The organism is Streptomyces sp. NBC_01306 (assembly GCF_026340465.1).
Taxonomy (GTDB): Bacteria; Actinomycetota; Actinomycetes; order Streptomycetales; family Streptomycetaceae; genus Streptomyces.
Map to the genome: position 1 here is coordinate 4,759,399 of NZ_JAPEPC010000001.1, position 13,281 is coordinate 4,772,679.

A 13,281-nucleotide genomic window follows, 5' to 3' on the forward strand; every position below is an offset into this window, starting at 1 on the left:
CCCCGGACCCCGGCCCCGGCCCGGCCCGGACCCCGGCCCCGCTTCACCCGTTCTTGATGAAGCCCTCCTTGATCAGCCACTCCTTCGCCACCTCGTGCGGGTCCTGACCCGCCACGTCCACCTTCGCGTTCAGCTGCTGCGCGATCTGCGTCGTCAGCCTCTTCGCGATCGGGGTACGGCGGTTGAGCACGTCCGCCATGGCCAGGTGCTTGGTGCTCCCCAGCCGGCCCGCGTCCGCCAGTAACTGCTGGTAGCGGTTGCCGAGGTAATCCCGGAAATTCATCCCTCGGGGCCCTTTCCTCGGCTCGCCTGCTCCACCAAGGGGATGATCCGCAGAGGAACGGGGTTTTCCATGACGATCGCCGTGGAGGCGCGCACGATGCCATCGAAACCCACCACCAGGTCGATCACCCGTTGGAGATCCGCGTTCGACCGGGCCACCAGACGGCACAGCATGTCGCCGTGGCCGGTCGTGGTGTGCAGTTCGAGCACCTCGGGCACGCCGTTCAAGTGCGCTCGTACATCGGCCCCTTGGCCCTGTTTGATCTCCAGCGTCGCGAAGGCGGTCACCGGGTAGCCGAGGGCGGCCGGGTCGACATCGGGGCCGAATCCCCGGATTACTCCATGCGACTGGAGCCGGTCGAGCCGGGCCTGTACGGTCCCGCGCGCCACGCCGAGCCGCCGTGACGCCTCCAGCACCCCGATCCGGGGCTCACGGGCCAGCAGCACGATCAGCCGGCCGTCCAGTGCGTCGATACCCACGCTTCACTCCCGCCGCTCACAGATGCCACCGCTCGGATGTCACCGCTCCGACCCCACCGTTCCGGGCTCATCCTGCTGTGGTCGTCCTTCTGTGGTCATCTTTCTGTGGTCACCCTGTACAGATGGACTGCCCATCCTGGTCCCGTACTGCGCAGATTGCCCAGTGAAACCGCAAACTATTGCGCACCTTGCGATACGGCGGGACGCTTCCCCCATGACTGAGACCACCCAGCACACCCCGGACACCGCGCGTGAGGCCGACCCCTTCCCGGTGAAGGGAATGGACGCGGTCGTCTTCGCCGTCGGCAACGCCAAGCAGGCCGCGCACTACTACGCGACCGCCTTCGGCATGAAGCTCGTCGCCTACTCCGGACCGGAGAACGGCAGCCGCGAGACCGCCAGTTACGTCCTGACGAACGGCTCCGCCCGCTTCGTGTTCACCTCCGTCATCAAGCCCGCGACCGACCACGGCCGCTTCCTCGCCGGCCATGTCGCCGAACACGGCGACGGCGTCGTGGACCTCGCCATCGAGGTGCCGGACGCCCGCGCCGCGTACGCCTACGCGACCACGCACGGCGCCACCGGCCTCCAGGAGCCGTACGAGGTCAAGGACGACCACGGAACGGTGGTCCTGGCGGCCATCGCCACGTACGGCACCACCCGCCACACCCTGGTCGAGCGCACCGGGTACGACGGCCCGTACCTGCCCGGGTACGCCGCCGCCGACCCGATCGTCGAGCCGCCTGCCCGGCGCACGTTCCAGGCCATCGACCACTGCGTCGGCAACGTCGAACTCGGCAAGATGAACGAGTGGGTCGCCTTCTACAACAAGGTCATGGGCTTCACCAACATGAAGGAGTTCGTGGGCGACGACATTGCCACCGAGTACTCCGCCCTGATGTCGAAGGTCGTCGCCGACGGCACGCTGAAGGTGAAGTTCCCGATCAACGAGCCCGCGGTCGCGAAGAAGAAGTCGCAGATCGACGAGTACCTGGAGTTCTACGGCGGCGCGGGCGTCCAGCACATCGCGCTCGCGACGAACGACATCGTCGGCTCGGTCCGCGCCATGCGGGCGGCGGGCGTCCAGTTCCTGGACACGCCCGACTCGTACTACGACACGCTGGGGGAGTGGGCGGGCGAGACCCGCGTCCCCGTCGAGACCCTCCGCCAGGAGAAGATCCTCGTCGACCGCGACGAGGACGGCTATCTGCTGCAGATCTTCACGAAGCCGGTCCAGGACCGGCCGACGGTCTTCTTCGAGATGATCGAGCGGCACGGATCGATGGGCTTCGGCAAGGGGAACTTCAAGGCGCTGTTCGAGGCGATCGAGCGGGAGCAGGAGCGGCGCGGGAACCTGTAGGCGTCGTGTAGGGGTGCGGGCGCGGAAATCTGAAGGGCGGTGGGCGGGAACAGCGGCGCTGTTCCCGCCCACCGCCGGCCGCGTCAACGATCGTCTTCGTCCTCGTCCTCTTCTTCCTCGGCGTCTTCGTATCCCTCTTCTTCGCCCTCCTCGCCGTCTTCGTCCTCGTACTCCTCGTCGCCCTCCTCCTCGTCCTCTTCCTCGTCCTCTTCTTCGTCCGTGCCGTCGCCCTGGTCCTCGTCGTCCTCCAGACCTTCTTCGTGGCTGCGGACGACCTCCCCTTCGCGGATCTCACCGCGCCAGCCTTCTACTTCATCGTCGTCCCCGGTGAGGGTCACGTACCGCTGGAAGTGCTTGAGGTCCAGCCGCAGCCGGCGTCCCTGGGCGCGCCAGATGTTGCCCGTCTTCTCGAAGAAGCCGGAGGGCGTGTACTCGACGACAGCGACGATGCGGGTCAGGCGCGGAGCCAGTTCATGGAAGGTGATGGAACCGCGGGTCGTCCCCCTGGCACCCTCGGATGTCCAGACGATGCGCTCGTCGGGCACCTGCTCCTGCACGGTGGCCTTCCAGCTCCGGTTGGAGAAGGCGACTTTGAGCTTCCAGTCGCTCTCGATTTCGTCCGACTGCTTCACGCTGGTGACGCCCTTGGTGAATGAGCTGAATTCCTCGATCTCGGTCCATCGGTCATAGACGGTGCGCAGTGGCTTTCCGACGTCGATCATCTCGATGATGTTCGTTGCCTTCTGACTCCCGGCCTTGCTGCCGCCGTCACCGCCCCCGAAGGCGTTCTTGACCGAGTCCACCGCCTTGTCCTTCATGGATCCGGCCTTCTCGCCCACGAATGCCTTGACGGGGTTCTCGCCGCCCATGACGCGTTTCCCGACGTCGAGGAGGCCGCCGCCATCGCCATCGGAATCCCCCAGGCCCTCGGCCAGATCCGAGATCTTGCCCGAGGCGGAATCCACCAACCGCTGCCCCTGGGCGCCGATATAGGCGGACAGCTCGTCCTTGACCTTGTCGAGGGCGGACATTCCCTTGTCCGCAGATGTGTCCTCCTGCTTGGCCATGAGAGCTACCTCCTCCGGCTGTTACGGCTCGAAGCCTTCTTGGCGGCAGCCTTCTTCGGCGCTGTCTTCTTGGCAGCTGTTTTCTTGGCCGCTGTCTTCTTCGGCGCTGCCTTTTTGGCAGGCTTCTTCTTGGCAGGGGACGCGGTCTTCTTGGCCGCAGGACGCTTCGCGGGACGACGACGCGGTGGCTCTTCCTCCTCGCCCTCGTCCACCTCGTCGTCCTCCTCAGGCTCGTCCTCGTCCTCTTCCGCTGCGTATTCCTCTTCCTCTTCTCCGTCCTCGTCCTCTTCGCCCGGGGGTTCCAGCAGGGCACTTGTCCGCTGCTGGAGGGCGTCGGCGACGGATTCGAGGCGCCGGTTCGCCTGCGCCGACAGGGCGGTACGTCCGGCCGTCAGCACCTCACCCCGTACCTGCTCGATCAAGGGAGCGACCTGAGGGTTCTCCGCCAGTTTGCGGGCGGCCATGCTGATCATGTCCCGCGGACTGAGCGGCAGTTGCTGGCCGACCACCAGGGAAGCGAGGCCGATGGCCAGCTTCCCCTTCTTCGTCCGGCCAAGGACATAGCCCGCTGCCACAGCGGCTGCGAGGGAAACCTTCGTGCTGTCTTCCATGAGTGCCCCTATCGATCAGAGCTGGATCACCTTGGGCCTCCCGGGCATGGCACCGTGGCGCGGAGGCGGAGCGAGGTGCACAGAGGCGCCCACCGGGTGGGCCTGCCTCGCTGCCGCTCTCCGCACCCCCGTCGGCTGCCTGGAGACGGGAGGTCTTCCTCTACCGGACCCGCCCGCTCGGCTCGCTGTCCTCGTCCTCGTCGTCGTCCGGTCCTGCCAGGTGCACGTCGGACACCTTGATGTTGATCTCGACGACTTCGAGGCCCGTCATCGTCTCGACCGCGTCCGTCACCCGGTTACGGATCTCCTTCGCGGCGTCCGCGATGGGCTCGCCGTACTCCACGATGACGTCCACGTCGATGGCGGCCTGGGTCTCGCCGACCTCGACCTTGATGCCCCTGCTGGGGGTGGGAGTCTTCGAGACCCTGTCGCGGACCGACCCGATGGCCCGGGAGGCGCTGCCGCCCACGGCGTACACACCGTCGGTCTCGCGGACCGCGATACCCGCGATGGTCGCGACGACCGTGTCCGCGATGGTGGTCGTACCCCGGGTGCCACCGCTGTCGCCGCCCAGAGTGGTCGAGTGGGTGCTGCCTGTGGTGTCGTTACTGGCCATGGGAAATCCTCCAGCGTGAAGAGAGCCGGGCGTCTGGGAGGGCGACGGAATGCGCCCGGCCCAAGCCGGCCCACATCGCCGTGCGCGCCTCTCCTTCCAATGTCCTCTGGCCTTCGGTAAGCCGCCATTCGTGTAGATCCTGATTGAGCGTGCCGAAGACTGGTAAAAGGCGCAGAACCGCTTCCAGCCTTTCGGTCCACCCCGCATGCGGGGTGCCGGAGCGGTCCACAGAATGACGGACATGGCAGAACAGCGTGCCCGTAAATCCGGGACCTCCCGATCCGCATCCTCCGCCGCGGACAAAAAGCACGTGAAGGGCGCGGAGGAGGCGGCCGAACGCGCATGTCTGAGTCTGAAGAAGCTGATCAGTCACAGGACCGAGGGCGTCTCCGCCGTATCGCGGACCGATGACGGCTGGCACGTGGACGTGGATGTGCTGGAACTCCCCCGCATTCCCGATACGACCAGCCTGCTGGCCACCTACGAAGTGGACCTCGACGAACAGGGCTCACTTCTGGAGTACCGCAGGGTCCGGCGCTACCGCCGTGGCCAGGCGGACGAATGAGCCCCGACGCCCGAGACCAGCGCCAATCCGGAAAGAGGGTTCTCCCTTGAGCACATACAGCGAGGAGGTTGTCCGCGTTCCCCGCGCCGGCAGCCTCTACGACGTCCTGGAACTCATCCTCGACCGCGGCATGGTCATCGACATCTTCATCCGGGTGTCGCTGGTCGGCATCGAGATCCTGAAGATCGACGCGCGCATAGTCGTGGCCAGCGTCGACACCTACCTGCGGTTCGCCGAAGCCTGCAACCGGCTCGATCTGGAAAACGATTCGACGAGCAGGACCGTGCCCGAGCTCTTCGGCGGCGGTATGGCCAAGAGCGCCGGGAAGGCCGGTGCGAAGAAGGCCGCGCACTCCGTGGGCGACAAGGTCAAGAAGGCCGTCGGAGCCGGCGGTGACGACGATGACGACGAGCGGGAGGAAGCCCGCCCGCGCCGGAGCAAGTCGTCGCATTCCCGGAGCAGTGGCGGACGTACCCGCCGTCATGAGGAGGAGAGCTGACCGATGGCCGCATCAGGCATCTATGTGTACGGCATCGTGGGCGGCTCCCGCCAACTCCCTGTCGGTGCCAGGGGCGTCGGTGAACCGCCCGCCGATATCCGGCTCCTGCCGGCAGGTGACCTTGCCGTCGTGATCAGCGCGGCACCACCGGGGCTCAGGGCGCGGCGCCGCGACCTCATGGCGCACCAGGGTCTGCTGCTGACGCTGGCCGAAGCGGGGCCGGTGCTGCCGATGCGCTTCGGGGTGGTCGCACCGGACGAGGCCACGGTGCTGGGCGATGTCGCCGCGCGCCGCAGCGAGCACGCCGCGGTCCTGGAACGGCTCGACGGCCATGCCGAGATGAACGTCAAGGTCATGCCGGTGCAGGACGACCTGGAAGGACTGATCCGGGAGGACCCCGTGGTCCGCAGGATCCGTGAGGAGACCCGCCGCAGGCCCGGTTACGAGGCCAACATCCGGCTGGGAGAGGCGGTGGCGGCCGGTCTCCGGCGCAGAGCCGCGGTGGCCGCGGCCCGGCTGCCGGTCGAGTTCGCGGAGATCGCCGGTGAAATGCGGCCGGGCCCTGACGTCGAGGGCTGTGTGCTGAACGCTTCGTTCCTCGTCCCACGGGGCAGCGAAGCACTCTTCCGCGACGTCGCCGAGCAATGGGCCGCACACCACCGGGACCGGCTGGAACTGCGGCTGACCGGACCGCTGCCCTGCTACAGCTTCGTAGCCCCGGAATCCGCCCCGGCCAGGGTCTGACGTGGGGCTGATCTCCGGCGTCCTGCTCCTTCCGCTGGCACCGGTACGCGGCGTGATCTGGATCTCCGACCGGCTCATCGACGCGGCGGAGCAGGAACTCCACGACCCCGGGGTGATCCGGGCCCGGCTCGCCGAGCTGAACCGTTCCCTGGACGACGGTGAGATCGGCCTGGCGCAGTTCGAACGCGAGGAGGAGCGGTTGCTCGACCTGCTCGACCGGAGACCGCCGAAACCGGAACCTCTCCGCGGTACGCACGGAACCCGCGGTACGCACGGAACCCGCGCTGCGCAGCACGGTACGCACGGAGCCAGCGGTACGCAGGGGGCCCGCAGTACGCACAGGCAGGCCACCGAACAGCCGCCGCGGACGGCATCGAGACCTGGGAGCACCCCGTGACAGAAGTGGACAGCTGGGACTCCGCGCCCACGACGCACGCACCTTCGACGGCCAACCTGGCCGAGATCCTCGAACGCGTGCTGGACAAGGGCATCGTCATCGCGGGCGACATCAAGATCGACCTGCTCGACATCGAACTCCTGACCATCCGGCTGCGCCTGTTCATCTCGTCCGTGGAGACGGCGAAGAAGGCCGGCATCGACTGGTGGGAGACCGACCCCGCCCTCTCCTCCCGCGCCGCGCACGACGCCCTGGCCGAGGAGAACAAGCAACTGCGTGAACGCCTCGAAGTGCTGGAGGGCGACGACGACGGGCAGCAGTCCGGGCGGCCGAGGGAGGTGCGCCGCCGATGACGGTGACTCCGCAGTACCAGCCCGGCCCGGCCGACCGCACCGGCGCCCCGGCCACGTACGTCTTCGCTGTCTGCGGGCCGGACCGCCCCGCGCGGATGGACCCCGCCCACGGACATCCCGGGGGCGGGCCGCTGCGCTTCCTGGCCGTGGGCCCGCTGCGGGCCGTGGTCCAGGACGTACCGGCGGAAGCCTTCTCGGAAGCCGCCCTGCGCGAGCGGCTCACCGATCCCGCCGAACTCGAACGCTGCGCGCGGACCCACCACGACGTCGTCACCGCCGCCGCCACCGGAGGCCCCACAGTGCCGCTTCCCCTGGCGACGCTCTATCTCGGGGACGAACGCGCCGCCGCCGCACTCGGCGCCGAGCAGGACCGCTTCAGGGCGGCGCTCGACCGCATCGCGGGGCGGGCCGAATGGGCCGTCAAGGTCTATCTGACCCAGCCCGGGACCGGGAACGGGAACGGGAACGGGGCGCCCGGCAACGGGGCGGCACCGTCCGAGACGCCCCCGCCGGACGCGCCGTCCGGGACGGGACAGGGCGCGGGCCGTGCCTATCTGAACCGGCTGCGTGGCGCCCGGCAGCAGCGGGAGCAGTGTCAGGAGCGGGCACTGGCCGCAGCCGAGCAGGTGGACAGCGCCGTACGCGAACTGGCCGCGGGCTCGGTCAGGCGCCGTCCGCACGGCCCCGAGGCCACGGGCCAGGGCCGCACGCAGGTCATGAACGCGGCCTATCTGATCGCCGAGGAGAGAGGCGGCCAGCTGGCGAGGACGGTCGGGCGGCTCCGCTCCACCCCGGGTTTCGACGGCATCGAGATCGAGGTCTCGGGGCCGTGGGCCCCCTACTCGTTCACGGACGGAGGCGTTCATGCAGGACACCCGTAATCCCGTCCCCTGGCAGGGCCCGGAGGCCGTGGCCCCCATCGGGGTCCCTCTGGTCGATCTCCTCGACCGAGTGCTCGGCACCGGCGTCGTCATCAGCGGAGACCTGGTGATCGCCATCGCGGACGTCCCGCTGGTCAGGCTCTCCCTGCACGCGCTGCTGGCATCCGTCAGTGAACGGGTTCCCGCGCCGTGGGCCGACAGCGGGCCGCTGTGACCGACACCCGCGTGGACATCGACCCGCACAGCGCGGGCCGCGATCTGGCGTCGCTCGTCCTCACCGTGGTCGAACTGCTCAGACAGCTCATGGAGCGGCAGGCGATCCGCCGGTTCGACAGCGGAGAGCTCACCGAGGAGCAGGAAGAACGGGTGGGGACCACACTGATGCTCCTCGACGAGCGGATGACGGAACTCTGCGCACAACACGGTCTGCGCCGCGAGGACCTCAACCTGGATCTCGGCCCGCTCGGCACCCTGCTCTCCCACGAGTCCCGCTGACCGGTCACCCCCGGCACGGCCCTCTCCGCACCCGCTGAGGTCCGCCCCTTCCCAGCAGCCGTCCGCCGGTGCCAGGGTGGGATCATGAATGATCTGCTCGAACGACTGCGCACCGGACTCCCGGCAGAAGCCCTGATCAGCGACCCGGACGTGATGGCCTCGTACGCCAGGGACACCGCCGGTTTCTGCGACGCCGGGGCCCCCGCCGCCGTCGTCCTGCCGCGCACCACCGAGCAGGTCCAGCACGTCATGCGCACGGCGACAGCCCTCCGTACGCCCGTCGTCCCGCAGGGCGCTCGCACCGGCCTCTCCGGCGCGGCCAACGCCGTCGACGGCTGCATCGTGCTGTCCCTCACCAAGATGGACCGGATCCTGGAGATCAGCCCCGTCGACCGGATCGCCGTCGTCGAACCGGGCGTCGTCAACGCCGTGCTCTCCCGGGCCGCCGCCGACCAGGGCCTGTACTACCCGCCGGACCCCTCCAGCTGGGAGACCTGCACCATCGGCGGGAACATCGGCACGGCCGCGGGCGGCCTGTGCTGTGTGAAGTACGGGGTGACCGCCGAGTACGTACTCGGCCTGGAGGTCGTCCTCGCCGACGGGCGGCTCCTGACCACCGGACGCCGCACCGCCAAGGGCGTCGCCGGATACGACCTGACCCGGCTCTTCGTCGGCTCCGAAGGCAGCCTCGGGGTGGTCGTGAAAGCCGTTCTCGCACTGAAGCCCGCCCCGCCGCGCCAGCTCGCCCTGGCCGCCGAGTTCTCATCGGCCGCTGCCGCCTGCGACGCGATCTGCGCGATCATGGAGCGCGGTCACACACCCTCACTCCTCGAACTCATGGACCGTACAACGATCCGCGCGGTCAACTCGATGGCGCAGATGGGCCTCCCGGAAACCACGGAGGCCCTGCTGCTCGCCGCGTTCGACACCGCGGACCCCGCGGCCGACCTGGCCGCCGTCGGCGAGCTCTGTGCGGCTGCCGGTGCCACCGAGATCGTGCCCGCCGAGGACGAGGCCGAGTCCGAACTGCTCCTCCAGGCCCGCAGGCTGTCCCTCACCGCGCTGGAGACCGTCAAGCCCGCGACGATGATCGACGATGTGTGCGTACCGCGTTCGAAGCTCGGCGCCATGCTCGAAGGCACCGCGGTCATCGCCGAGAAGCACGACCTCACCATCGGCGTCTGCGCCCACGCCGGCGACGGCAACACGCACCCCGTCGTCTGCTTCGACCACGCCGACCCCGATGAGTCGCGGCGGGCGCGTGAGTCCTTCGACGAGATCATGGCGCTCGGCCTTGAGCTGGGCGGCACGATCACCGGCGAACACGGTGTGGGCGTACTGAAGAAGGAGTGGCTGGCGCGCGAACTGGGGCCGGTGGGCGTCGAGATGCAGCGCGGAGTCAAGCAGGCTTTCGACCCGTTGGGCCTGCTCAACCCGGGCAAACTCTTCTGAGATCCTCCCGCCCCGGTACGCCCTGTGGGCGCCGTCGTCGCGGTCACCGGCCGTCGTCGTCGGACTCGTCCCCGGGCCACGGGTCGCGCATCCACAGATCGTCCGCGGGCAGCGGGGTGAGCAGCGCGGCCAGGCCGTCGTCGATGCCCAGATGCGTGCTCTCCGAGCCGGGCGGCACGGCCCGCAGGGTCCGCTCCAGCCAGGCGGAGACCTGAGCGGTCGGCGCCTCCAGGAGGGCGTTCCCGTCGGGCGAGGAGAGCGCGATACAGACGACGCTCTTCGAGTTCACCTTGGTGGGCCAGATCCGTACGTCGCCGTGGCCGCAGGGCCTGAACACCCCCTCGACCATCAGTTCACGGGCGAACGACCAGTTCACGGGGGTGTCCGAGCAGATATGGAAGCTGACGTGCACGGCATAGGGGTCGGCCGTGCTGTAGGAAAGCCTGGCAGGGACAGGGATGCTGCGCTCGGGCGACAGCACCAGCTTGAGCTCCAGTTCACGTTCCACCACGGTGTTCATGGCGAGCGGTTCCTCTCCTTGTACGTACGCCCAACGGCGGGCCGTACAGGGTGAGAGCACCCTGCCCGGCATTCATTACGCGGGTTTCGAGGATGATTTGGCGATGACCGGAAAGTGGTCGATGCGACAGGACCGGTCCGTGGGCCCACGGCGGTCTGATAGATGTGGAGCCTTGAATTGCGGCTCTCAAGGAGATACGGGACCACGGTGATGAGCGCCCCAACCCCGGCAACCGGCGACGGCAGCCCCACGCCTGGCTACTACCCAGATCCATCGATTCCCGGATATGTGCGGTATTGGAACGGTGCTTCGTGGGTACCGGGCACGAGCCGCCCGGCCCCCGCCGACGGCAGCCAGGCCCTGCCGGTACCTCCGGGCGGTGCGGCAGCCTCGCCCGCCGCACCGCTGCCCGCCGTGCGCAGACCGGCCGAGGCGTCCGAGGTGCCGCAGGCCGAGGAGACCGGGCCGGTCTTCTTCGACGAGGAGCCGGAGTACGACACCCGGCAGGAACCCGCCTCCGTCTGGCAGGCCGACACCTCCCGTCAGGGCGGCTTCGGCGGCGAGCGCGACCGCCGGGTCTCCTGGGGCGGCCCGGACCCCCGAACACCGGCCGAGGCCCCGGCCCGGCCCGCCGACGCCGCGCAGCCCGAGCCCGGCCCGCCGGTCCCCGAGCCGCGCCGCGCCGAGCTGCCCGCAGGGCAGGAGGCCTCCCGGCCCGCCCTCCCCGCCGGGCGCCGGACCCCGCCGCAGGACGGCACGGTCACCCTGCGCGCACTGCGCCCCGGAAACGGCACGGGAAGCGGTCCCGGCGCCGATGCGGGCACTGGTGCGGGTGGCAGCGCGGGCGGCGACGCGGCCCGTACGAGCAGGACGGACGGCACCATGTCCATCCGCGCCGTTCGCCCGCAGCCGCAGCAGTCCGCACCGCCGCAACAGCCGGTGCAGCCTCAGCAGTTGCAGCAGCCCGTACCGCCGCAACAGCTGGTTCAGCCCCAGCAGCCCCAGCCGCAGTTCCAGCCCCCGCCACACGTCCCGCACCAGGACCAGCCCGTACCGTCGCAACAGCCGGTTCAGCCCCAGCAGCCCCACCCGCACCAGCCGTACCCGGCGGAAGCGGGTAGTCCGCAGGCGCCTTCCTGGCCGCAGCAGGTGCAGCAGCTCGCCCGGTCCGGCGAAGGGGCCGACCAGGAGCGGCTGCCGCCGTGGAAGCCTCCGGTCGAGGACCCGTTCCAGGCTGCCGCCCGCGCCCAGGCATCCGCCCGTCCGGCGGCCATCGGCAAGCGGTTCGCCGCCCGGCTGATCGACACCGTCGTGCTGGGCGCGGTGGCCGGTGCGGTCGCCGCGCCGTTCCTGACGAAGGCCGTCGACCACATCAACAGCAAGATCGACGAGGCCAAGCTCTCCGGGACCACCGTCACGGTCTGGCTGCTCGACGGGACCACGGCCGGCTGTCTGGCCGCCGCCATCGGGGCGTTCCTGGTCCTGGGGCTGCTGTACGAGGCCCTGCCGACCGCCAAGTGGGGCCGCACCCTCGGCAAGAAGCTCTGCCGGGTCCAGGTCCGCGACATGGAGTCCTACGAGCCGCCGTCCTTCCGCGGTGCGGCTGTCCGCTGGCTGCTGTACGGGGTCCTCGGGATGCTGGTCGTGGGCGTCGTCAACGTCCTCTGGTGTCTCTTCGACCGGCCCTGGCGGCAGTGTCTGCACGACAAGGCCGCACGGACGTTCGTGGCAGCGGGCTGACAGGGCCTCACTCGTACGGTCCTGACCGGATGCGGGGCCCCGCCGGGCGCGGTCGACTCGGGCCATGAGCACCGATCAGCCGCCGCCCGGACAGCCCCCCGAGGACGATCCCTTCCTCAAGAAGCCGCAGGGCGGCTCCCCGCCGCCCCCGCAGGGCGGCGGCAGCCCGTACGACAGCGCGCCGCCCCCGCCGCCACCCCCGCCCCCGGGTGGCGGCGATCCGTACGGTGGCAGCACACCACCCCCGCCGTACGATCCGAACGCCTATGGCAGCGGCAGCGCGTACGGCGGTGACCAGCCGCTCGCCGGGATGCCGCCCCTCGCGCCCAGCGGGAAGCGGGTGCTGGCCCGCATCATCGACATCCTGATCGTCGCCGTGGTCGTCTGGCTGGTCTCACTGATCTTCGGCGGGCTGAGATACAACACGGACCACATGAACTACGGCCGGTCGCTCGGGCAGAGCGTGATCGCGGCGATCCTCTACATCGGCTACGACACGCTCATGACGGTCAAGCGCAACGGGCAGACCGTGGGCAAGGGGCTGTTCCGGCTGCGGGCCGCCAATCTGAACGACGGCACCACGCCGACCACGCAGGCGGCTCTCGTCCGGGCGGCCGTGCTGTGGCTGCCCGCGGTGTTCTGCTGCGCCTGTGTGTGGACCGCGATCTGCGGCGGCTGGAGCTTCTTCGACAGGCCGTACAAGCAGGGGCTGCACGACAAGGCGGCGAAGACCGTGGTGGTGGTCGTCACGACCCCGTAGACCGGTGGTGGCCGCGAGACCGCTCAGCCGCGCAGTGAGTGGCCGCCGACCCGTTCGGCAGTGGCGGCCGGGGTGTGCGGAGCGGATGCCCGCAGGTCCGGTGGGGTGGCCGTGGCGTCGGTGGCGGCGGTACGGGCCGCACCGGATTCCTCGGCTCCGGTCAGGCCGGCCCGGCGGGCCGATTTCGGCATGGGGACGGTCACCGCGACCAGGAGACCGAGGACCAGCGCCGCCACGACGATGACCGCGACTCCGACACCCGATGAGGTGCGCGAGAGCAGCAGCATCGCGAGGGTCGAGAAGACGACGGTGGCCGAACCATACGAGAGCTGTGCGGCAGTCGGACGCGTCATGGCGATATCCGTCCTAGGGACAGCGGTGGGTGGCCGACTCGGCGGAGCATGCCGGTACATACGTCGAGCGGCACGTACGTCGAGCGCGACTCTAATCCGACGGATG

17 protein-coding genes and 2 pseudogenes are annotated in these 13,281 nt (G+C 69.6%); 12 read left to right on the forward strand and 7 right to left on the reverse strand.

What is annotated here, in order from left to right; translation table 11 throughout:
• Window positions 1–43 precede the first annotated feature (43 nt).
• Window positions 44–211, reverse strand: a pseudogene (locus tag OG385_RS20980) (glycine betaine ABC transporter substrate-binding protein); the annotation flags it as partial.
• Window positions 212–279: 68 nt separating this feature from the next.
• Window positions 280–762, reverse strand: coding sequence for an Lrp/AsnC family transcriptional regulator (locus OG385_RS20985; protein WP_266856559.1), 483 nt, complete (start codon window positions 760–762; stop codon window positions 280–282).
• A 214-nt stretch (window positions 763–976) separates the two neighbouring features.
• Between OG385_RS20985 and hppD the strand changes: the two genes are divergently transcribed.
• Window positions 977–2,122, forward strand: a complete 1,146-nt coding sequence (hppD, locus tag OG385_RS20990; protein ID WP_266856561.1) for a 4-hydroxyphenylpyruvate dioxygenase — start codon at window positions 977–979, stop codon at window positions 2,120–2,122.
• 83 nt (window positions 2,123–2,205) lie between these two features.
• Here hppD and OG385_RS20995 read toward each other — a convergent pair whose 3' ends face one another.
• From OG385_RS20995 to OG385_RS21005, 3 genes are all read right to left on the reverse strand, one after another.
• Entirely contained in the window at window positions 2,206–3,189 is a 984-nt protein-coding gene (locus tag OG385_RS20995) for an SRPBCC family protein (RefSeq protein ID WP_266856562.1), read from the reverse strand.
• Between the two features lie 5 nt (window positions 3,190–3,194).
• Entirely contained in the window at window positions 3,195–3,800 is a 606-nt protein-coding gene (locus OG385_RS21000) for a hypothetical protein (protein ID WP_266856564.1), read from the reverse strand.
• Between the two features lie 160 nt (window positions 3,801–3,960).
• Window positions 3,961–4,416: an Asp23/Gls24 family envelope stress response protein gene (locus tag OG385_RS21005; RefSeq protein WP_266856566.1), complete on the reverse strand. Its 456-nt coding sequence runs from the start codon at window positions 4,414–4,416 to the stop codon at window positions 3,961–3,963.
• 241 nt (window positions 4,417–4,657) lie between these two features.
• Here OG385_RS21005 and OG385_RS21010 point away from each other — a divergent pair, with 241 nt between their 5' ends.
• The 9 genes and pseudogenes from OG385_RS21010 to OG385_RS21050 all read left to right on the forward strand — a co-directional run bounded on the left by OG385_RS21010 (window position 4,658) and on the right by OG385_RS21050 (window position 9,802).
• Entirely contained in the window at window positions 4,658–4,981 is a 324-nt protein-coding gene (locus tag OG385_RS21010) for a gas vesicle protein (RefSeq protein WP_266856567.1), read from the forward strand.
• A 46-nt stretch (window positions 4,982–5,027) separates the two neighbouring features.
• Entirely contained in the window at window positions 5,028–5,480 is a 453-nt protein-coding gene (gene gvpJ, locus OG385_RS21015; RefSeq protein WP_266856569.1) for a gas vesicle protein GvpJ, read from the forward strand.
• A gap of 3 nt (window positions 5,481–5,483) precedes the next feature.
• Complete coding sequence (locus OG385_RS21020; RefSeq protein WP_266856570.1) at window positions 5,484–6,224, forward strand: GvpL/GvpF family gas vesicle protein; 741 nt, start codon at window positions 5,484–5,486, stop codon at window positions 6,222–6,224.
• Window position 6,225: 1 nt separating this feature from the next.
• A pseudogene (locus OG385_RS21025) lies at window positions 6,226–6,438 on the forward strand (gas vesicle protein GvpG); the annotation flags it as partial.
• A gap of 179 nt (window positions 6,439–6,617) precedes the next feature.
• The gene (locus OG385_RS21030) at window positions 6,618–6,974 is read left to right on the forward strand and encodes a gas vesicle protein (RefSeq protein WP_266856572.1); all 357 of its coding nucleotides are present in this window, start codon (window positions 6,618–6,620) and stop codon (window positions 6,972–6,974) included.
• Window positions 6,971–7,855, forward strand: a complete 885-nt coding sequence (locus OG385_RS21035; RefSeq protein ID WP_266856574.1) for a GvpL/GvpF family gas vesicle protein — start codon at window positions 6,971–6,973, stop codon at window positions 7,853–7,855. Before OG385_RS21030 ends, OG385_RS21035 begins: the two co-directional genes overlap by 4 nt.
• Window positions 7,839–8,069 (forward strand): gas vesicle protein, encoded by a 231-nt coding sequence (locus OG385_RS21040; RefSeq protein ID WP_266856576.1) that lies wholly within the window; start codon window positions 7,839–7,841, stop codon window positions 8,067–8,069. Before OG385_RS21035 ends, OG385_RS21040 begins: the two co-directional genes overlap by 17 nt.
• Window positions 8,066–8,350 carry a gas vesicle protein K gene (locus OG385_RS21045; RefSeq protein WP_266856578.1) on the forward strand — a complete coding sequence of 95 codons (285 nt, stop codon included), beginning with the start codon at window positions 8,066–8,068 and terminating at the stop codon, window positions 8,348–8,350. The genes OG385_RS21040 and OG385_RS21045 overlap by 4 nt, the downstream gene beginning before the upstream one ends.
• An 84-nt stretch (window positions 8,351–8,434) precedes the next feature.
• On the forward strand, window positions 8,435–9,802 hold the full coding sequence (locus tag OG385_RS21050) for an FAD-binding oxidoreductase (protein WP_266856580.1): 1,368 nt from the start codon (window positions 8,435–8,437) through the stop codon (window positions 9,800–9,802).
• Window positions 9,803–9,845: 43 nt separating this feature from the next.
• On the opposite strand, the gene OG385_RS21055 is transcribed toward OG385_RS21050, so the two are convergent.
• Complete coding sequence (locus tag OG385_RS21055) at window positions 9,846–10,322, reverse strand: SsgA family sporulation/cell division regulator (RefSeq protein WP_266856582.1); 477 nt, start codon at window positions 10,320–10,322, stop codon at window positions 9,846–9,848.
• Window positions 10,323–10,532: 210 nt separating this feature from the next.
• Here OG385_RS21055 and OG385_RS21060 point away from each other — a divergent pair, with 210 nt between their 5' ends.
• Both OG385_RS21060 and OG385_RS21065 read left to right on the forward strand, forming a co-directional pair.
• Entirely contained in the window at window positions 10,533–12,062 is a 1,530-nt protein-coding gene (locus tag OG385_RS21060) for an RDD family protein (RefSeq protein ID WP_266856584.1), read from the forward strand.
• Between the two features lie 64 nt (window positions 12,063–12,126).
• Window positions 12,127–12,822, forward strand: coding sequence for an RDD family protein (locus tag OG385_RS21065; RefSeq protein ID WP_266856586.1), 696 nt, complete (start codon window positions 12,127–12,129; stop codon window positions 12,820–12,822).
• Window positions 12,823–12,845: 23 nt separating this feature from the next.
• On the opposite strand, the gene OG385_RS21070 is transcribed toward OG385_RS21065, so the two are convergent.
• Entirely contained in the window at window positions 12,846–13,175 is a 330-nt protein-coding gene (locus tag OG385_RS21070; RefSeq protein ID WP_266856588.1) for a hypothetical protein, read from the reverse strand.
• Window positions 13,176–13,281: the final 106 nt, after the last annotated feature.

Coding starts and splice junctions, on each gene's coding strand:
- hppD (WP_266856561.1), top strand. CDS start 977: ATGACTGAGACCACCCAGCACACCCCGGACACCGCGCGTGAGGCCGAC.
- OG385_RS20995 (WP_266856562.1), bottom strand. CDS start 3,189: ATGGCCAAGCAGGAGGACACATCTGCGGACAAGGGAATGTCCGCCCTC.
- OG385_RS21000 (WP_266856564.1), bottom strand. CDS start 3,800: ATGGAAGACAGCACGAAGGTTTCCCTCGCAGCCGCTGTGGCAGCGGGC.
- OG385_RS21005 (WP_266856566.1), bottom strand. CDS start 4,416: ATGGCCAGTAACGACACCACAGGCAGCACCCACTCGACCACTCTGGGC.
- OG385_RS21010 (WP_266856567.1), top strand. CDS start 4,658: ATGGCAGAACAGCGTGCCCGTAAATCCGGGACCTCCCGATCCGCATCC.
- OG385_RS21020 (WP_266856570.1), top strand. CDS start 5,484: ATGGCCGCATCAGGCATCTATGTGTACGGCATCGTGGGCGGCTCCCGC.
- OG385_RS21035 (WP_266856574.1), top strand. CDS start 6,971: ATGACGGTGACTCCGCAGTACCAGCCCGGCCCGGCCGACCGCACCGGC.
- OG385_RS21040 (WP_266856576.1), top strand. CDS start 7,839: ATGCAGGACACCCGTAATCCCGTCCCCTGGCAGGGCCCGGAGGCCGTG.
- OG385_RS21050 (WP_266856580.1), top strand. CDS start 8,435: ATGAATGATCTGCTCGAACGACTGCGCACCGGACTCCCGGCAGAAGCC.
- OG385_RS21055 (WP_266856582.1), bottom strand. CDS start 10,322: ATGAACACCGTGGTGGAACGTGAACTGGAGCTCAAGCTGGTGCTGTCG.
- OG385_RS21060 (WP_266856584.1), top strand. CDS start 10,533: ATGAGCGCCCCAACCCCGGCAACCGGCGACGGCAGCCCCACGCCTGGC.
- OG385_RS21065 (WP_266856586.1), top strand. CDS start 12,127: ATGAGCACCGATCAGCCGCCGCCCGGACAGCCCCCCGAGGACGATCCC.
- OG385_RS21070 (WP_266856588.1), bottom strand. CDS start 13,175: ATGACGCGTCCGACTGCCGCACAGCTCTCGTATGGTTCGGCCACCGTC.